Genomic DNA, 21,678 nt, shown 5'->3' on the forward strand with positions numbered 1-21,678 from the left:
AATTAATGTACGAAGTATTATACTGTTAAAACTGGTAAATTTCATTTTTGAGTCTGACCTTCAATATTGAAATAATCAAAATCTACATAACCTCCTTTATTTTTAGTGGCATAGTTAAACAACCCAAATCGATACCCCATAAAATGAGGAATTGTATAAGGCAGTTTTATATCGTTTCCGATACTGATCCATTTTTTACCATCCAAACTGTAAAAAAATCTTCCGGTATCTGCTTTCTCTTTAAAATCACATGTTGCTTTGAAATACACTTTATCCTGGGTTAAAGGAATGCTTTCAACTTCACGCGGATTGCCTTTAACAGCATCAATCATGACCAATTTTTTCGCACCATTTTCAACCTTAACGGCTAAAAGTCCATATTCTTTTTGCAGCAAAGAAATCCCCGCAAGGTCGCCTTCTTTCATTTTTGAAACTTCCAATACTGTAGCTGCTGCACATTCAGGTCCGAAAGTTCTTTGTGTAAGGGTATTTCTAGCCTGAACAAAACTGCTGTCTATCTGGCCTGTTTTTAATCTTAAATATCCTTTTCTTTCCTTAACAGACCACAGGGAGTTATCAGGATTGTGGTTCCACTGCCAGTCTAATGGCAGTTCTTTATCTCCTTTTTTGCGGTTAAAGTCGTCAGAATTAACAATCCCCGGAATCAAACCTCTACTGGCGGGTAAATCCAGATATTCCGGTACTTTACCATTTTCGCCCAGAATTGGCCAGCCCTCCTTCCATTGCACAGGAACCAGATAAGGAATACGGCCCACACCTCCGGAATCTTTAAACAAATACGAAAACCATTTTCCATCCGGTGTATCAATAAGCCCGCCTTGTGCAACTCCCAAATCCTGCAGACCTATTTTCCCTTCCCAAGGCCCTGAAATACGATCTGCTCTATGTATGATAACAGTGCGCATACCTTCTTTTGGCCAGGTTATATTAAACAAATAATATTTCCCTTTGACTTTAAAAAGCTGTGAACCCTCAGACTGAAGCATGATATTGTTTCCGGCAGGAGCACTGGCATTTTCAATCAACACTTTTTGTGTTTCTTTTTTTACATCCGAGAGATCTGAATTCAACTCTATAATCTGCAGTTTTCCTGCTCCCCAAACCATGTAAACTTTACCATCGTCATCAAAAAAAATCGTGTGATCATGATACGAATCATTTAAAACAGTTCTTTTCCAAGGGCCTTTTTCAATGTTTTTTGTAGAAAAAATATAGGTCTTACCAGTTGTTCCGGAAAAAGTACTCACATAATAAATGCCATTATGATAACGCAGACTACTGGCCCATGAACCTCGGCCATAATCATTTTTTCCATTATCCAGATTTAGTTTATCATTATCATCTTCTAATGTTTGATAAACATAATTGACTATTTTCCAATTTACTAAGTCATTAGATTTCATAATGGGCACGCCCGGATTCATGTGCATGGTCGTGCTACTCATGTAATAAATATCGTTTACACGAATTATGGACATATCGGGAACATCAGCAAAAATGACTGAATTTTGTGCTCTGTTTTGTTGTGCGTAATTGGTTTTGACCAAGCCAACAACCAGAATAATGCATAAAAAAGCGTTTCTTATTTTCATCGTTTTATCTTAGAATTGAATTAGAAATAAATACCTCATCATGATCTATTTTTTCAGAGGTACAATCTGTTCTGTCCAGGTTGGACTATTGATATAAAACTTACCATCAGCATAGTGTACAGGTTCAATCCCCAATTGAGGAAGTTTTTCCCATGAATGAAAGCTTTGACTATACGGATAAGGTCTTTTTTCATCCATTAAATAATGGCACGATGTCCATAAATTGCCGTCGGGTCCCTCAAACAAAGCATTGTGACCTGTTTCCTCATAGGGATCCTGAGTGTCTGTAAATTGTCCATTATCGTATCCTCCGCTGATTGCTAATTCTGGACGATACCCTTTTTTTCGGGTTCCAAAAATAGGTTCGCGGGAAACCAATTCCCAAGGCCCCATTGGGGATTTTGATTTTAATAATCCTACTTCATATCCGCGGGTCCAGGTAGAGAAAAACATGAAATAAGTTCCTTCCTTTTTAATTACAAATGGACCTTCAATTCCACCGATCATCCAATCGGGATAACCCGGCTGTTTTTTGTCTAAAAACTTCTCTATTGGAGTGGTTAGTTTTCCTGTTCTCAAATCAATTTTTGCCTGAAAAAGCCCGTTACCACTACAGTATAAATAGGTGTCGCCATTATCATCTTCAAATAAAGTAGCATCGTTATTATACTGATTGGTCAGCGGACCGTTTACTAATTTATAGGGTCCTGTAATTTTATCTGCCGAAAAAAGCCAAATACTGTGTGTAATCATTCCTTTTGGATCTTCCTTGGTAACCTTACCGCTGTTTACAGTAAGCCAGTATTTATTTTGAATAAAGTGAATTTCAGGTGCCCAGAAACGGCCATTATAAGGGCAGTCTTCCTGCAGTTTCCTGGCATCAATTAAATAGGAATGAAATTTCCAATGTATCAGATCATCTGAAACTAAGAGTTTAACGCCCGGATTGGGTCCTGTCCATACAGGATTAGAAGTTCCTGTGGCATACCACTTTTCACCTACTTTATTAATCATATAATCACGCATGGAAAGTAGAGAATCTCTTGTTATGGGATTTGTATATTTAAATACTTTTTCGGCCTCATTTGTTTTTAGTTTTTTTGCTGTATCGTTTTTTTGTGCAGATGAAACAGAGAAAAAAATCAAAAAAAGTACCATAAGCTGGTTTCGCATCATTTCTGTTTTTTTTAAAATTTTAAAATTATTAGCTGATAAAACTTTGGACTATTATGATCCTCTTTAGCTATTAATTTGATGTTTATCATTTCCATTTTATCTATATTTAGCCTCATTACATTATTTTCCAAAGACACGATCTGAGCAGGTTTATCATTTACAAGAATTGTCATGTTATCCATTTTAAACTCATCTATAATACTTATATCTAAAAATTTACCTGACTTATTTTTATTTAATAATTGATATGAAATAAAGGAACGGGTACTTCTCCATGACTTTCCATCATCGTAGCCAGAATTGCTTTTTTTGCCTTTATAAAAATGATCTACTTCTGACTGCTGCTCGCCGCAGTTAATTTTATCTACAGTTTTAGATTCAATAGCCATTGCATCAATTTCCTGCTGTTTCAATACGTCATGTTTTTCTTTGAACTGTTCTTTTGAGTAGTTTTGAAAATACATTTGATAACGTGCATCATGTACCTCAAAAAAAGGTTCTAATTCTAATGAATCTAAACTAAAACGCATATGGCCTAATTCCTTAAGTTTTTTAATATAATCTGCCTTATCCCCTACCAAAGTATACGCTTGATCCAGTGGGTAATATTTGCCGCTTGCGGTATGCCCCATTCGACTGTCGTCAGCAAACAAGCCATCTAAATCTTTTGCAGATGTTTTAGCGGCCAGTACAATAGGGCCGTTGACAAAAGCACTCCAGTTTGAACCATCAGGCAGACCTTCTAAATGTGTAGAAGTTTTGAATTTAACCCTTATGTGATCACCGGATTTCCATTTTCTTTTCAGTACCACATAGTCAGAGGGCTTGGCTTCTATCTTTTGAGATTTTCCATTTATTGAAATTTCAAAATTTTCAGCCCATTGCGGACAGCGGATATTCAATGAAAATGTTTTCGCTTTTTTTAGTTTCAACACTAAATCGGTATTATTTTCAAACGGAAATTTTGTGGTTTGTTCTATCTGAATATCTGTTTCTTTCCATTGCAATACTGAAGGAATAAAAAGGTTTACAAAAACGTCATTGTTTGTATGACTGTAAATTAACTCCCCGTATTTAGAATGATTTTCAAGCCCTGAACCTACGCAGCACCACATACTGGTTTCAGGCTGGGAATAAACACGATAATGGTTGGGCCTGATAGGAGTAAAATATACAAAACCTCCTTTTTGGGGATGCTGGCTTGAAAGAATGTGATTGTAAAGCGTGCGTTCATAGAAATCGAGATAACTCACATCATTTTTATCCAGAAACAAGGCCTTGCTTAAACGTTCCATATTGTACGAGTTGCAGGTTTCAGGCCCTTGATTTGACTTGACCATACTGCTGAAATCATCCGTTGGATTGAAATGTTCCCCGACACTATTACCTCCAAAAGCTACGCTGCGTTTTTGAGTAACATTCTTCCAAAAAAATTCTGCCACGTCTGACCATTCCTTATTTCCGGAAAGTACTGCAATTTTTTCAAAGCCAATAACTTTTGGAATTTGGGTATTGGCATGCAGTCCTGTTAATTTATCTTCTTTTTTCAATAACGGATTTAGAAGCGCCAGATGGGATATTTTTTCTGCTGTTTCCAGATACTTCTTATCCTTTGTGATGATATACAAATCTGCAAAAGATTCATTTATACCGCCATGTTCTGTTTTTAAGATGTTCTGTATCTGCTCATAAGATAGAGGATGGATGAGTTCTATAAACCAGTCTCCAAGTTTTATCAAAATATCCTTTGCCTCTTCATTATCGGCATAATGATAAGCATCATTTAAGCCAGCAAAAAGTTTATGGATATTGTATAGCGGTACCCATGTATTATTTAAGCCAAAACTGCTTCCGTCTATATCGCCGTTGTGAAGCCGATCCCAAAAAATCTTTCCCTGTGGAATTCCGCCCACATAACCATTACCATTTTTTTCCTGGCATACCGCTAACTCTGAAACCATATAGTCCAGCCGATTTTTAAGCTCAATATTTCCTGTAGAAGCATACATCATTGCCAGAGCAGAAAGATAATGCCCTGCAATATGCCCGTCCAGTCCTATACTTTCCCAATTGCCGTATCGATCTGCTTTTACAGGAAGTCCTGAAGCCATGAGGTATGGAGCTAAAAGTTTATCAGGATTAAGCGCAAAAATATACTTAAGATCTACATCCTGAGCATTTTTAAATGGCCCGTCTTTTAATCTTACTTCACTTAAATTAAATGGCTGCATTTGAGCTACGGCAGAGGATCCAATGAATAATCCCAGCAGACAATATGAAATTTTGTATTTCAATAAAAGATTTCTCATAATATTTTTTTGTAATTAAAAGCCTGCTGTTTTCAACTTTAAAAGCCTTTTGCAAGTGTTTCATCAACCTGAAGTCTTATCTTTTTATAAATTTTCTACTTATTGTAGATGTCCCATTGATTCCGTTAATAAAATAAACTCCGGCAGGAAGTAACTCTATTTTTATTCTGGTATTCCCGCTTTTCAAAGTTCCTGAATTCATTAAAGTTCCTTGGGCATTAAAAATTTTATAATCAAAATCAGAAGACAGCTTATCAACAAAAATTTCCTCCAAAGCAGGATTTGGATATAATTTGAAACCAACCTGATCATCTAATTGATTTTGAACTGTGCCTAATGTGGTAAACTCCAACGGAAGCGCAGCGGCATTATATCCGTTTTTTTCACTTAAGTAAAAATGAAATGATGAAACTAGCGGCTCACTTCCGACTGTCACAGGATAAAATCCTGCAGTATTATTTACTGTCTTTAATGTGTAACTTCCTGCAGGTGCCTTAATACCAATGTAAACCGGATTCATTTGATTAACAGTTAAGGCTTTTGGTGTTGAGACATTTCCGGTTCCATTGAAAATAAATGTACCTGAGCCACTCAATAAAACAGGTGTATTTGCCGGAATTATACCCTGAATTATATCGCAGGTAATTTTAGTAGATGAAGGCTGCATCGTATAAGCTGTTATACCCTGAGGTATATGGGCTTCAAATGGAAGAACTAAAACATCATAACCTGCAATAGTTTTGGAAAAGGATGCAGATACAGCTGAAAAACCGAAAGGAACATTAAAATCACCTCCCTGATCGATTAGATTTAAATTTTGACACGACATTGCAGATACTACATTGTCAGCAGTGTTATTGGCAGTGACATAAAAAACACTGTTTTTATTTGCAGATTTGGCCCGCCAATTCTGGGATGAACTGATGCCACTGATGTTTCTAAAATCTAATGATACATAGTTGATACTTTGCAGTGCATCCATCAGAAGGCTGTCATCATCTGAATATATCCCTCCAAATTCGGTTGCTTTTTCATCAGCAATATTAAAATATACATCACCCAAATTTAAAGTAAGTACTGAACTGTAATTAGAGTTTCGCAAGCCAATAACTCCCGTACATCCATCTGTAAGAACGGATTTAGAAATATCAAATGTCAAATCAAATTCAACCCCTGCAGGAAAATTAAATTTTCCATAATTTTTAGACTTTACTTCTCCATTATCATTGATATAATACAATGTTGTATTATCAGTATTGCCCTGATTTGCAGTAGTAAAACTTTTAACATGCATTATAAATTTATTGTAACGATTATCTAATTTCAAGTATCCATTAGCATCATTCATATTGGGACTTATCAGGGGACTTGCGTTTGAAAACGTCACTGTTTTGCCACTAATCTGATACGTTGTTCCAAATGTAGGACTTGTAACAGATTGATTCTCAATTTTAGCGTAATGAACTTCTTTACTGCTCATTTGTGAAGCTATTTTTTCCTTATTCTTTTCAAATGTCAATGTAATAAAACTCGAAGCCTCAATACTTATTACCGGACGAAATGTTTCAGCAAAATTCATTGCCGTATTTTGCATATCAATGCTCTGACTGGTAATTGTTTTAGTGCCTTTTACCGAATAAAATGGTAAATCGACAGTAAGATTATAGGTGTTTTGCGATGGGTTAATTATGGTGAGAACAATTTTATCAACGGCATCATTTATATACGAAGACCCTTTAAGTTGGGCAGTAGCATCACTCCATGTTGATTCTATGCGCGTTGTACCTGTAGTGAATTTTGCATATTGAGAAAGAATATAGCCTCTTTTGGTAATTGCTCCGTCCAGTGTTCCGTTTGTACCATCTCCCATTAGTCCATAATATCGTTTAGCGGCGTAGTGGATCCAGGCATTGACATTTCCTAATAAAGCATCATTGACACTATTTGCAAAACTAAAAGCATCAATTCCCCAATTGAAATCACGAACTGTACCTCCGGAATTCCAGTTAATTAAATATTCTGTCATCCATATTTCCTTGTTATAATTCTGAAATTCTTTGTATTTTGACTGAATGCCACCATACTGATGGACTCCGTAAACTTCAAAGTTTAGCATGGTGTCAGCATTCAAAAAAGCATCTGAAAAAGCATCTGAATACCCTACACTTTCTGGCGCAATAACTTTACAATTAATCAGATGACCGTAATTTTTAACAAAAGCAGCTATCTGTACAGGTGTCCATATACAGCCTTGATAGGTTGCCCTTTCATCAGGCTCATTTTGAATTGAAATATAATCGAGTTCTACTCCATTATCCCGAAGATATGTTACATAACGATTAAGATACAAGGCATAATCCTCATAATGCTCTTCTTTCAGGTAGCCAATTTGCTGAACTCCATTTGCATCTGTATAAACCGCAACTTCGCTATTGTTCGTTTTCCATTCTGCTGGCATTGTCCAGGGACTGGCAAAAATCTTTAATCCTAAATCATTTTTGGCTAATTTTGCCGTTGCAAGGGTTGAGGGCCAGTTATTCTCAGCCGGAATATAAAGCCGCATAATGTTATACTCTGCTTCACTGTTTGTACCCCAAATTTTTTTTATTTCATCTGTAGACATGTAATTATAACCAAATTGGGGGCTGCATACAAACCCTCCAAAACCAGTAATTTTTTGATACGTTTTGTTTTTATCAATTTGTACTTTTGCATTTTGAGCACTTACCTCAACAGATGATGTAAATAAAACCGCAATCAATATTAAACTTAATTGGTATAATTTTCTCATAACCTTTATAGTATTAGTTAATAATAGTAATCGATTAAAAAATTAGAATTTATCCTGGTAAAAAATATCACTTTCCGGAGCTCCCAAATATGCTGGTTTTAATCCTCCTGTATCTATTAGAATTTTCTCCAGTACAATTCCGGGATCTAAAACCCGAAAACGCATGGTGTGTTTTCCTGCTTTTGAAATAATATGTTTGGTTGAGGAATGTATTAAATGCTCTGCCTGCCATTTTCCCAATTCTCCGCGGTATTTTCCATTAAAATTCACAAGCTTTGGTTTTTCTCCATCAAAAGAAATTTCATAACGGAGGCCTTTATTACTGTTAAAATTAAGAGTAGGAGCCAGAAGCAGTTCGACATTAAATTCGCCTGTTGAGACAAAATCAATTTCATATTCTACAAAAATATTTTCTCCTGTGCCCGGATAAATTTGCTGTGGAAATGTAGTAATACCACTTTTTGTTTTTCCAAAATCAGGAATCACTTCCCAATGGATTTTCTCTGAGTTATTTAATTGAGAAAAATGTTCTGCCTCTATGGAAACATAACCGTCTTTTTCGCGAAATACTTTCGCTGCAGGTTTATTCGGTTTAGAAACATAAGTAATTTGTGGCAATATGTTTTTAGGAGAGTCGTGCCACGCTTTGTATCCAATTCTCATCTGATCCATAATATGGGTCCATTTCCCGCCGGCAATTTCATTATTGTATTTATTTTGAAGAATAGAGTCCCTTTCAAAATAGACTTTTACTTTATCTGCATAACTATTGGCAAGGACATTTCCTTCAGCAGCGAGTTTTTTATTTTTAGCCTGTGCATGATACATTTCATAAAGGTTGCTGCAGGCATCTACAGGATATAAAACCAATTGAAAATAGGCATCTCTATATTCAGTTGGAATATCGTTGTAAATTCGATAGGCATCGAGTGCTAAATTTTTGTAATCATTGACAACGGTTTCAAATTCGTTATAGTTGTCCAGACTGTAGGTACTGCTGTCCAGCATTTCAGGGGTAACTCTCCTGTTGAATTTTGGATAGGTGTTTAATATGCCTGCTATTTCTTTTGCATGTTTTGCACCAAATTGCTCGGCTGCCCATTTCTCTGTAAATTCCAAAAGATTCTGAGAGTTGAATTTTTCAGGGCTCCATGCCATGTCTAAAAAGAAACTGACAGGGAACTCCATTGGTTTAAGATCGCCTACATTTACAATCCAAATTTTATCAACTCCATGCGAATAAGTGAGATTCATCTGCTCCCAAACTCTCTGTATCGGACTTATGTTAATCCATTTTGAGTTTCTGGGACCTCCAACGTAATCAAAGTGATAGTACATGCCGTAACCGCCTTTGTGAAGCGGCTTAGTGAGATCAGGTAGTTTACGCACATTTCCCCAGTTGTCATCACAAAACAGCAGCGTAACATCATCAGGAAACCGCATTCCCTGGTCATAATAATCCTGTACTTCTTTATATAAAGCCCAAACCTGTTGGGTTTTTTTAGGATTTTTACCCGTCTCTTCTGCAATAATACGGCGCTGTTCTTTTACGATATTCTCCAGAAGGCTTATATTAGTTCCTTCGCTCATTGCTTCATCTCCATCTCCGCGCATTCCTACAGTAACCACTTTCTCCCAGTTTTTACTGCGCTTGATACCGCTTTTCCAGAATTGATCTAAAACTTCTTTATTTTTGGTGTAATCCCAAATATTAGGAAGGTTATTTTTTTTAATATACCGATGCCAGTCAGTCTGTGCCAGAGCCATCGGTTCGTGATGGGATGTACCCATTACAATTCCCATTTCATTCGCCAAAGGTCCGCTTGCCGGATCATCATCATAAAAAGCACTTCCCCACATTGCCGGCCAAATATAATTGGCTTTTAGACGAAGCAGTAATTCAAAAACTTTTTCATAAAACTTGCTGCTGAAACCTCCAAATGTCGCTTTTGACCAGCCGCTTAGTGACGGAGCTTCATCGTTTAGAAAAATTCCTCTATATTTTACAGCAGGTTCCCCATCGCTGTATATTCCTTTTAGAAAATAAATATTTTCTTTTTTTTCTATGGGAACATCTGCCCAGTAATACCAGGGTGAAACACCAATTTGTCTGGATAATTCATAAATTCCATAAATAGTTCCGCGCTTGTCACTGCCTGCAATTACAACTGCTTCTTCTACTCCTCTGAATGGATTTTTTACGTTTTGGATAATAAATTTTTCATTTTTTCCTTTGAGGAGTTTTCCATCTATTTTTTTCTGTTTTATTAGTTCATCAATCACCGAATTAGTGCCTATCATTCCAATTATAATTAGGGGCGAAGACTGATTTGGATTTTGATTAAAAATTAATGGTCTGCTGCCGGTAATTTTTTCAAAATCAGATTGTAAATTATTAATTGCACGAAAAATACCTGCGTCTAGTCCGCTATTCACAAGAAAAGAAAGACTTGAATTCTTTTCTTTAAGAGCGATAACATCAGGAGTTCTTTCCTTTGTTATAAAAGGCTGGGCTGCTCTTGAAGGAATACAAGTGCAGATTAGGATTAATATTATTATAAATATGGAGAACCTTTTCATTGTATTTTTAAATTAGATGATTCAATTAATCGTAATGATCTTTTATTTTTATAATCTCTTTTTCAGCATATCTAAAAGACTATTATTGAAACAATAATGGAGCAAACATAAATAAATCGTGCCTCCATACAGGCCAGCTATGCCCGCCTGAATATTCACTGTATTTATATTTAATTCCCATCTGATCAAATTTACCTATCATTATTTTACAATTATTGAAAGCAATATCTTCTCTCCCTCCCATTGAAATCCATAATTGTCTGATATTTGAATTAATTTTTGTTGCATTATTTTTCATAAACTCATACTGAGGATCTGATAAAGCTGGATTATCAGCCCACCAGCCAGAACTAAAAACTCCCAGGTAACTGAACATGTCTGTGTTTTTAATTCCAGTATAAAGAGCCTGTAGGCCGCCCATTGACAATCCTGCTAAAGCACGGTTTTTAGTGCCTGCTGCAGTCCTAAAATTACTTTCAGCAAAAGGAATAACTGCTGTTAACAATTCATTTTCAAAAGCTTTAAGTACATTTTCGTTAAAACCCTTCAATCCGCCACCACCAGGTATGTTACCATCAAGCATGACAACTATCATTGGTACTGCCTTTTTTTGTGCTATTAAATTATCGAGAATTAAATTTACCTTGCCTTGAGCCGTCCAGCCTCTCTGATCTTCACCTCCGCCGTGCAGAAGATATAAAACAGGGAATTTCTCTGCACCGTTTTCATAATCCGGAGGTGTATAAACATAAATTTCGCGCCACGAATTAGTTACTTTTGAAAAATATTTTTTAATTACAATATTGCCATGTGAGACCATTTTTAAATCATAAAAATCTCCTTCCTTATTTGGAATTTCTATCCCGCTGGCTATACGTCCCATACCATAGAATGATTCACTAGCCGGATCAGCTACAGCTACACCGTCAATAATTAAGGAATAATAATTAAATCCTTTATTTATAACATCAGTAGTAACTGTCCATAATCCTGATTCATCTCTCGTCATATCGTATTTCCTGCCTAAATCAATTTGTAATCTGGAAGCTTCTGGTGCTTTGATTTTAAAAACCACCTTATTATCAGGCAGAATTCGAGGATATTTACTGTTACGGATATTGGTTTGAGCTGCCTCTCCTAAAATAGTATATTCGGGAAAAGTGGACTGATCGACAGTTTTGAACAAAAATTGTGAGAACATATATAAACCATTTTTCCATACTTTAAAGTCATGAACACCAGGCTCTATATAATAAATATGAGGTACATCATTCTTAAAGAGATAATCATGTGTACGCCTGCTGTTACCGATAAGACCATCATCGTCACCACAGGAAATCCAAAGTAATTTTAGCTTCTTTTTTGCTTCTTGCGGATTAGGAAGTAATTCCTCCGGCATTTTAGTATTAGGAGCTGCAGAGAATGCGCCCACCCAGGCAAATTTATCTAAATTCCCCAATCCGAAATTCAGGGACTGGCCTCCACCCATCGACAAACCGGCAATGGCGCGATGTTCTCTATCTTTAAAAATGGGGTATTTTTTTTCTATAAAAGGAATTAAATCATGGAGCAGATCCTTCTCAAATACTGCAAAGGCTTGTATCTTATCCGGAGACATTATATTTCCGGAAGCACTATCGTCTTTCATAGCTCTGCCATTTGGCATCACCACAATCATAGGTTCAATTTTTCCTTCTGCATAAAGATTATCTAATATTATCTGGGGACTTCCTCCGTTAAGCCATTCTTTTTCATCCCCGCCTATTCCATGTAAAAGGTACAATACAGGGTACTTTTTCTTTTTATCAAATCCGGGTGGCGTATAAACAGTTGCTTTTCTGACAGCACCTACTGTTTGAGATTCATAGCTGATGCTTTCAATTTTTCCAGCTGGTACATCTGAATTTAACTGATCAAAACCTATGGGGGCATGAATTCTAAAAAATTCTTTCCCGTTGTAAAATTTATATCCTAATAAGGAAAGCATTTTCTGTGCATAGCGTTTTCCTAATTCTCTGTAACCATCGGCAGTAAAATGTAAGTTATCAGATGCTGCTTTACAGCCGCTGGATGAAATCACGTAGGAATTAGGTATGGTCTGCGGAAGCGTAGCAATGATTTTGTTCATGCTGGCACATTTACCGTTCTGGTCTTCGTTTACCGTTTCTCCAGAAAGCAGCGGCACTTTTTTTGGGTCTAAATTCAGGTCTTTTATCAAATTGTCGTAGACTATCTTTAGCTTCTTTGTCCAGAGCGTATCACCTGTATTCGACTCACCCTGATGTACCAAGATTCCTTTAATGACTCCTTTTTTTTGTGCAATTCTGGCCATATCCACAAGTCTTTGATACGGATTGCCATTGTACTGTTTGATCATTCCTTTCATCCAGTCAGGTGCCGTTGCAGTATAATCCTCAGACTTATCTTTATCAAAAAGTTCAATTTTACAACCTCCAACGGCAACATTTATAATGCCTATTTTTATATATTCCGGAAGATTTGCTGTCATTGTCTTACCAAAATAATCAGTTGGCGTTAATCCGGTCGTACAACGGCATAATGGCGGCACGGCTTTATACCAATTCCCCATTTTACGGCCGATTTCGGGACAGTCTACGGCCTCTAAAACCTGAAATCGATCATCGATCCCAACGGTATCCTGAGGTTCTATTTTAGCGTTGCCTTCCATATTAGACTGTCCAAAACTTAAATAAACCTGAAAATTAGGATCTTGAGAATACCCTTTTTGTCCGATTGAAAATAAGACTGCAAATGCAAAAAATCTAATTATTGATTTCATAGTACATAATTTGTTTAGTGTCAAAAAATCATTTAGCGGTGGGGAACTTAGAAATTGCTTTCAAACATTTAGTTCCCATCATACTTTTATTTAAATAAATCCAAATCTACAGCTTGTCCCATTGTGAGATAACCCAGTTCGTTTGGATGCAGAAAGTCATTGTCATGCATGTTCGCTAAAATCGTTTTTGAGCCAACTCCTGAAGCCATTACTTTATCAAAATCAATTACAGCATCAAAGCTGTTGCTATAGCGAATCCATTCATTTACAATATCACGCGCATCTTGTTTGTAGGGCGCATCATAAAATGATTTTTGAAAGGGTAAAATGGTACATCCGTACACTTTTATCCCTTTAGCATGTGCTTTACCTATCATTATTTTATACGCTTCAATAAGTTCTTTGGCTTTTAGAGGCGCATCTTCAGCACGCTTTATGCCACCAATATCATTTATTCCTTCCAGAAGAATTAACCATTTTGTTCCTTGCTGAGAAAGTACATCTCTATCAAAACGATTCAATGCCGTGGGACCTAATCCTCCCTGCAGCACACAATTTCCTCCAATCCCTAAATTTAAAACTCCAATATGCTCCGTTTTTTTATCTGCCAGCAAACGTGCCGCCAGAATATCTGTAAAACGATTCTGCTTATTTGTGCCGGATCCTCGGCCGTCTATAATAGAATTTCCCATGCAGACGATATTAGCTGCATTTTTAGAAGCACTAACATCTACTCCCATAATCGAATACCAGTGGTCTGTTTTTACTGCTCCGGCAAAATCTTTATCATTAAGATGATCTCCTTTCAGTATATAAGAAGTCGTACGAGAACCGGGATGACCTGATGTTTTTTGTGAAGTGGCTCCATAATAAATGGTAACTGCTAAAAGCTGACCTGGCTTTAAATCAAAATTAAAAGCATCTGAAAACACTTCCTCTCCAGGATTTATGGTTATACCGGAACTTCCATTAAAACTAAGGATCTTCTGACTTTTCAAGTCAATAATCGGAGCAGCTGCAACATCTGCAATACTTACGGATTTCAAAACAGTTGGCTGATCACTGAATATGTTGGAAAAATGCAGACGCAGTTTATTTCCTCCGATGGAAACCTTAATAATTTGTCGGAGTGTATTCTCTGAGAGCCCCGGTTCAGGAGGCATATTATTGGGCTCCACAAGCATCTGGGCAGTAGCCCATGTACCAGTCCAGTTCTCAATACCAGCCCTGGCTGATACTTTTTCCTGTGTCTGGCCGGATTTACAGCCCAAAACCAAAAAGAAGAGATTTGAAAGCAGTAACAATTTGATATATTCCTTTTTCATGTTTCTTTTTAAAGATTGAATACTAATTTTTATTCTTTTTATCCGCCGTTATTTTAGCAGACTTCACCTAAATTATTTTACATTATGCTGTATTGGTACAGCTCCAAAATAACTTGGGTGTTTGTTATCGGGATTCACTACAATTTTCTCCAGTACAATTTCCGGATCAATCATAAAAATTTTTAAGGTATGCATACCTGGTTCTTCTACTTCCAACTCGACATCGAGCCATCTTAAATTATCAAAAACTTCATTTCGACGCTGTTTGCCATTGCCAATAAAAGTAATGTCATCATTTAAAGCCGGGAGTGGTTTTAGCACTTTTGAATGCGCTAAATTTGATGGTGTATACTCTCCAAAAGTATCAACGAGTCCTTTTCTGGCATCAATAAATTTTGGCGCCTGATCATTTAAAGATGCTGCAATCCTAAGTCCTCTCTCCGGATTAATATCCTGGGTAGGAAGAATGCCTAAACAGACTTTTACTTTTTCTGCTTTGGGGAGAAATATTTTATATTCTAATCTGGGCGCTGTATCGGGATTTGCACTTGGGGCGGTTACAGGAGTAATTCCCATACTGGCATCTGATCTTCCTAAATCAGGGAGAACAATCCACTTTGCATTCTTGCCCGCTATATTTGCATTGTATTTGTTTGAAGGTATAGAAAATTCTCCAGTCAAACTTCCAAAATAAGGTTCCTCCACTTTTGGCACCGCTCCTTTTTCAGCAGTTACCTGTACCTCAACTCTTTTTTTTCCCTGGCTAATTTCGATCTTACCGTTAAAGGTTCCGTCCAATAAAGTATTCCAGTCTATAGCTACCTGAATACGGGTTTCTTTTTGAACAATTCCACCAAATTGGCTCAATCTAATCCAGGGTTTATCTGCTTTTGCTGTAAATTCAAAACTTCCTGTACCACGGTTAAATACATCAATATAATAGCTTGATTTAGCCAATGCGTCGAATAAGGGTAGTATTGCTTTTTCAGCTGTATCAGGCCATGACAATTCAGTTCCCTCGATAGCTACTCCAATCTTTGGTTCAGGTAATGGTTTTATTTCTTTCATTTCGGGCAGTGCATTGGCCTTTGGCATTGACCACATTTTATAACCTATATGAACATCACTCATCATATATTTCCATTTTCCTTTTGCTATTGAATCATTATAATAGTCGCTCCACTTTTTATCTTGTTCAAAAAGGTCCTGAGCACGTTTATAAAAATCATTCGCACTAACCCGGCCTTGTTTCGCATAAAGCATATTTTTATCTGCTGCAAGATAAATTTCAGCCACTGTGGCTGAAGCTTTAGCTGGATACAATACTAATTGATAATAAGCATCCTGAGCCTCAGCAGGTATTTTTGACTGCAGTTTTTCTGCTTTGTCCGCTACCTCTTTCCATAGTTTCAAAACCCGGTCTGATTCCTGGTAATTGACAATGCTGAAAATATTAGCTGTCTGGGCTTCAGGCTTGCGCCAAAGATTATATTTAGTATATTTTGATACGATATCAGCAATTTCCTCCGCATGTTCTTTTCCAAAGATTCTGCCCGCCCAGTCAACAGTATAATTCCATACCTGATCAGCAGTAATTCCATCTGGATTCCAGGCAAAACGCATAATAAAATCAATAGGAAGTTCCTTTGGCTTAAGATCTCCTACATTCACAATCCACAATTTATCGATTCCTGACTGGTAAGCTAAATTAAACTGCTGCTGCAATTTAGGAATTGTGGTGGTATTGATCCAGCGATCGTTCCATGGACCGCCATTCATATCAATGTGATAATACAGTCCGCCTCCGCCTTTTCTATTCTTTTCTTTTTCCGGATAAGTGCGGCGTATATTGCCCCAGTTATTATCACAAAACAGAAGGATTACATCATCGGGCACTGTAAGTTCCGCATCGTAATACCGCTGTACTTCTGTAAAAATAGCCCAGACCTCCGGATGATTTTCAGGACTGTCTTTATATATTTTTTGAATGATTTCCCGCTGTCCTTTAATAACATTTTGAAGTGTTTTGATGTTTTCAACGTCATTTCCCTCGCCCATTGCCACATCCCCTTCACCACGCATACCTATGGTAATCATATTATCAAAATTTTTATTGCGCTCTATCCCTTTATAAAAAAACTGATCAATATTTTTTTTGTTTGTGGCATAATTCCATTCTCCAATTTCTGTTTTTCTATCTGTATATTCTTTTTGTGAACGCATCATTGGTTCATGATGTGAAGTTCCCATTACTATTCCGTATTCATCAGCCGTTACAGGATTAAGAGGATCATCTTCATTAAAGGATTTCCCCCACATTGCCGGCCATAAATAATTGGCTTTTAAGCGGAGCAGCAATTCAAAAATATTGACATACATTTTAGAATTGATTCCGCCATAGGCTTCTCTTGCCCACTGTCCAAATGAAGGCTCTTCATCATTGATAAAGATTCCGCGATATTTCACTTTTGGCGAACTTTGAATGTACCTGCCCTGTTTTACGTAAAGCTGTTCTGATTTTTGAATTGGAACATCAGCCCAAAAATACCATGGCGATACTCCAATTTTTTCCGAAATATCATAAATTCCATAGATGGTTCCTCTTTTATCGCTCCCCGCAACTATTAACTGGCCATCTACTGTTTGAATTAAAAAAGATTCCCATTGTCCTTTTATTTCAGAAACATCAATTTTTTTTGCTGCAATTAATTTATCAATACTAGCACTTTTGCCAATGGTTCCTATAACAATGGAGTTGCTTTGCGGTCTGGCATTTTCAAAAACCATAGAAGTTGTACCTGTTACTTTGCCAATATCATTTCCTAAATCTTTAGCTGCACGAATAATGCCTTTCCAATCTTTTGAATCAACAAAAATTGAAGCTGATTTACCAGTAGAAGCAATTGTAAAAGCTTTCTCTTCTTTTTGATGTAAAACATACTGAGAAGGGCTTTTATAGTCACTTGTTTTAATTGACTGGCCAAATGCATTGGTCACTAAGAACAGCATTACTATTAGTCTGTAAAAGTTCAAATTGCATGGAATCATGATTACCTATTTTTATTATAATAATTTAGAATTTGGCAAATAGTGCATGATGGTTAGACATACGGTTTCCTAAACTCAAATATGAAAGTTTTTTTTAATATCTATCCCTTAAAAGCTGTGACGGTTTGATTAATATTCATTTCTCTAATGTCTTATTGCGGCTGAGCGTCATTTGCAGCTGTAGCATATAATCCTACTAATGCTCCTGTAAAACCTCCTGCTACATTTGTTGACAGAATATCTCCGGAAACTGGCGCGCCTAAGTTTACAAAATCGCTGCCGTTTAGAGCATAACTAAACTCATAACTGTCTCCTGCTGCTTTTACCTGAAGACGAATGTTTTTCTTAATATCAATTTTAGTACTTGCTAAAATTTTTGATTGTCCTTTTTCTGTTCTTTCCAACAAGATATAGGTATCTTTTCCTTTTTTTGTTACACCAAAAACATAATTAAAATGCTCGTTTTGTAAACATACAATACCAGCTAAATATTTTTCAGATGCTGGTTTGTAATCAATTGTTGCTGAAAATGAAAAAGTATTGTGCTGTTGTCTGTAAAAAAGTGTCGATGTTGGTTTCAATTCTTTGATATTTACTTCAAAGGGTTTGATCTCCAATCCTTTTTTAGTTACTAAAGCAAAACTCTCACGCGGTCCTCTGAGTCCAATCCATCTATAATCTAACTTTTGAGCGGTAAAATTTTCGGTAAACGTAAAATTTCCGTTAGGGAAAAATCCATCTTTGCCGGTTTTATTTTCAATAACTCCTTTAGGCATTTTAATTTTTGGTTCCAAAGGAACTAATCCGTTTTCAAACACCGGAAAAATGCCCGACCAGTCTACAGGCAGCATAAAAGTTTCGCGTCCTGTATTTACTCTGTCCTTATCATTTGGCCTAACACCTAAAAAAACTCCATAATACTTATTATCGGGACCTAATACTAAGTCTGCATGTCCGGCCCAGTCTACTTTATCAGCTCTGTCTTTAGGGAAATATCTTTGTGTAAGAATCGGGTTATTTGATGCGGGTTTAAAAGGCCCTTTGGGGCTATCACTCACAAAAACAACTTCACTATGGTTTCCTCCTGTACCACCCTCGGCACACATTAAATAATAACGTCCGTCTTTTTTATACAAATGAGGTGCTTCAATCCATATTGGTTTTTTAGAAAGATCTACACCTCCATCCACTATAATTTTGTCAGTACCCGGAATTACTTTATCATTTTCAACATCATATTCCCAAACTTTGATTACACGATGGCCCTGATACAATTCTTTTCCTTTATCCGGAGCATCGTTATGTACGACATACCCTTTTCCGTTATCATCAAAAAAAATGCAGGGATCTATTCCGTCAAAAGCTAACTTTATAGGGCTTCCCCAACCTTTTAGAGGATCTTTTGTTTTTACTATAATATTGCCCAGACCTCCTGAAAATGCTGTCACAATCATATAGAAAGTATCATTGTGCGGGTTATAAGTAATACCTGGGGCATATACACCTTGACTGATACCGGTGTCATGTGGATTAAATTCTGAAACCTTATTTAATACCCCTCCAAGGTCAGTCCAATTTACTAAATCTTTAGAATGGAAAATGGGCACGCCCGGAAACATCGCAAATGACGAACATACCATATAATAATCATCTCCTTTTCTGGTTATTGCAGGATCAGGATAACATCCCTGTAGAATTGGAGAATAAAATTCGTCCGGTTTTAATGGATTATTTCTATAAATGTTATCATTACCCTGGTAGATAACATTAGAGAAAACAGGAGTTTTTTTATTTTGTTTTTTTATAAGAGTGTCATTTGCACCTATTATTTTGAAAGACAAGAGAAACAATAATGGAAATAAGAAAAATATTTTTTGCGGCTTCATTTGTAATTGTTCATTTATTGTTAAAAATTCTGAAAAGCTAAAATGTAAGTTTAAGAGACCTGGATATTGTAACTGAATTCATAATTTAAAAGCCGAGGGAATTACCCCCCGGCTTCTTACTAAAGCAAATTTATAAACCAACTCACAGAAGTTATTCTGTAAAATCAACACTTACAATTGCGGTAAAATTTACTCTAGCATTAATATTAATAGCCTGGATTTTGGTAGGCGGCCTTATCTGCTTGCGACATTTCCATACCATCTAACTGGCCTTGCGGTATCGGACGCAAATAATGATGTGGTTCTATAGTTCTTGTAACTACCTGTGGTGTATGATCACCGTAATTTGAGCCTCCAATAGAGTAGGTTCCAGCAAGTTCGTTCCATTTTTGAGTTCTTACTAAATCATACCAACGATAGCCTTCCCCGTAATATTCACGGGAACGTTCAGCTAAAATATAGTTAATATCAATGATAGCAGGAGTTGTACTTGTCAACAAGACACTATTATCGGCACTTTTTGCTACTTTACCATTATTATCCCAGCGCCATTTCCCTGCACGGGATCTTATTACATTTACAAGATCTCTTGCTGTCATGGAACCAGTAGCCCCTTTTACTGCAGCTTCTGCGGCAACAAAATAAAGTTCTGAAAATTTAGCAACCGGAAATGGTCTGGTACTGCCGGAATTTGGCTGTCCTAATCCCCCGGCATTATCAGTACGATATGGTCCTAATTTCCATAAACCCGGATATACTATTCGGTTAATTCCTAAGGGAGAGATTACATAATCAGCTCTGCCTGGTAAAACTCCGGCACCTACACCATTATCACCTGCTCCCGAAGGATATACAATCGGTGTACCTGGTTCGTTGTTCAGAAAAGTGATAATAGCGTCACCTGGTTTTACCGGTAATCCATTTGCATTATACAATGTCGGAACATCGGTTAATCCAGTTCCGATCAAATTCCAGTTTCCATGGTAAACGGCCGCAAAGGTTCCATCATATCTTGAATCATTTGTTTTATCAGCAAACGTTTTTGTAAAAACTTCAATTGGCGGTACCATTCTAACCCAGGGACGTCCCAAAAATTGATCAGCTGCACGCTGCACAGTAGAAACTGCAGCTCCGGCAGCATTTTTACTTCTTATTGCCGTATAATTAAATGTCCCCATCCAGCCTGCAAAATTATCAGGTGAACCTCCGCTGCCATAGGTAAGACTTGCGCCATTGTAATATTCACTTGCCTCCGTATGGTCTGCATAAAGCATTAATTCTTTATTACGGTCATTAGATCCTAAATTCACATCATAATAGTATGGCAATAATGCATATGATCCAGGATTATTTATACCCTCTAAGGCTAAATTATAAGCCTGTTGAAAATACCACTGTGCATTGTGACCATCTGGATCTGTTCTTGGCGTATCGGGATATGTTGGAATACTATTTGGGTTTTCCAACCACCATGCATATGTCAGGTAAGCTTTTGACAAGATTAAACGAGCTAAAGTTTTAGTTGCAGTACCAGTTAATCTGGGAGCATCAGGTAGTTCATTCACAGCTGATACTAAATCAGGAAAAATAGCCTTAGTATACACCTCTGTTACTGTATTGCGTTTTGAAGATCTCGATGGCTTGCTGTTAAATTTTAGTTCACCCGTTCCTAAATCTAAAGGCACACCTCCAAATGTCTGTACAAGTAAGAAATAATCAAAGGCTCTAAAAAACTTTGACTCAGCAATTAAGCTGCTTGCAACCCCTACAGCCGCACCATTTTCTATAATTCCGCTAGCCGTATTGATATCATTGTATGAATTATTCCACACTACATCAGCTCGGCTCGAAGTAGGATTAATAACTCCTACTCCTGATAAATCATGATCTTTAAAATTTCCATCTGCCTGCTGTCCGTAAGTAGCTTCATCTGTACCGGTTTCAACAGAATTATAATAATAAGCTTGTCCATATATCCATCTCAAATGGGCATAATGCGAGGTTAATCCCTGTATTACTCCTTGCTCCGTCTTAAAATAGCCAGGCTCATAAAAATCATGTGGTTTTTCTTCTAAAATATCTGAACAGCCTGCTAAGGAGAACAAAACTGCTGATCCTATAATTAAATTTTTAAAAATATATCGTTTCAT

General features: G+C 36.8%; 10 protein-coding genes. All 10 read right to left on the reverse strand.

The genetic code is table 11. From position 1 onward, the window contains the following. Positions 1–41: 41 nt before the first annotated feature. Positions 42–1,613, reverse strand: a complete 1,572-nt coding sequence (locus NJT12_RS13550) for a glycoside hydrolase family 43 protein (RefSeq protein ID WP_271336458.1) — start codon at positions 1,611–1,613, stop codon at positions 42–44. A 45-nt stretch (positions 1,614–1,658) separates the two neighbouring features. After that, positions 1,659–2,789: a glycoside hydrolase family 43 protein gene (locus tag NJT12_RS13555; protein ID WP_271336459.1), complete on the reverse strand. Its 1,131-nt coding sequence runs from the start codon at positions 2,787–2,789 to the stop codon at positions 1,659–1,661. An 11-nt stretch (positions 2,790–2,800) separates the two neighbouring features. Then, positions 2,801–5,098: a glycoside hydrolase family 127 protein gene (locus tag NJT12_RS13560; protein WP_271336460.1), complete on the reverse strand. Its 2,298-nt coding sequence runs from the start codon at positions 5,096–5,098 to the stop codon at positions 2,801–2,803. 76 nt (positions 5,099–5,174) lie between these two features. Beyond that, complete coding sequence (locus tag NJT12_RS13565) at positions 5,175–7,889, reverse strand: T9SS type A sorting domain-containing protein (RefSeq protein WP_271336461.1); 2,715 nt, start codon at positions 7,887–7,889, stop codon at positions 5,175–5,177. A gap of 42 nt (positions 7,890–7,931) precedes the next feature. Continuing rightward, positions 7,932–10,469: a glycosyl hydrolase 115 family protein gene (locus tag NJT12_RS13570; protein WP_271336462.1), complete on the reverse strand. Its 2,538-nt coding sequence runs from the start codon at positions 10,467–10,469 to the stop codon at positions 7,932–7,934. Between the two features lie 82 nt (positions 10,470–10,551). After that, a complete protein-coding gene (locus tag NJT12_RS13575; protein ID WP_271336463.1) occupies positions 10,552–13,269 on the reverse strand; it encodes an alpha/beta hydrolase-fold protein in 2,718 nt (905 codons plus the stop codon). 86 nt (positions 13,270–13,355) lie between these two features. Next, positions 13,356–14,594: an SGNH/GDSL hydrolase family protein gene (locus NJT12_RS13580; RefSeq protein WP_271336464.1), complete on the reverse strand. Its 1,239-nt coding sequence runs from the start codon at positions 14,592–14,594 to the stop codon at positions 13,356–13,358. A gap of 72 nt (positions 14,595–14,666) precedes the next feature. Further along, positions 14,667–17,642, reverse strand: a complete 2,976-nt coding sequence (locus NJT12_RS13585) for a glycosyl hydrolase 115 family protein (RefSeq protein WP_271336465.1) — start codon at positions 17,640–17,642, stop codon at positions 14,667–14,669. Between the two features lie 152 nt (positions 17,643–17,794). After that, positions 17,795–19,528 carry a glycoside hydrolase family 43 protein gene (locus NJT12_RS13590; RefSeq protein ID WP_271336466.1) on the reverse strand — a complete coding sequence of 578 codons (1,734 nt, stop codon included), beginning with the start codon at positions 19,526–19,528 and terminating at the stop codon, positions 17,795–17,797. A gap of 206 nt (positions 19,529–19,734) precedes the next feature. Next, positions 19,735–21,678, reverse strand: a complete 1,944-nt coding sequence (locus NJT12_RS13595; RefSeq protein ID WP_271336467.1) for a RagB/SusD family nutrient uptake outer membrane protein — start codon at positions 21,676–21,678, stop codon at positions 19,735–19,737.

The sequence above is a fragment of the Flavobacterium azizsancarii genome (genome assembly GCF_027980145.1).
Classification (GTDB): Bacteria; Bacteroidota; Bacteroidia; order Flavobacteriales; family Flavobacteriaceae; genus Flavobacterium; species Flavobacterium azizsancarii.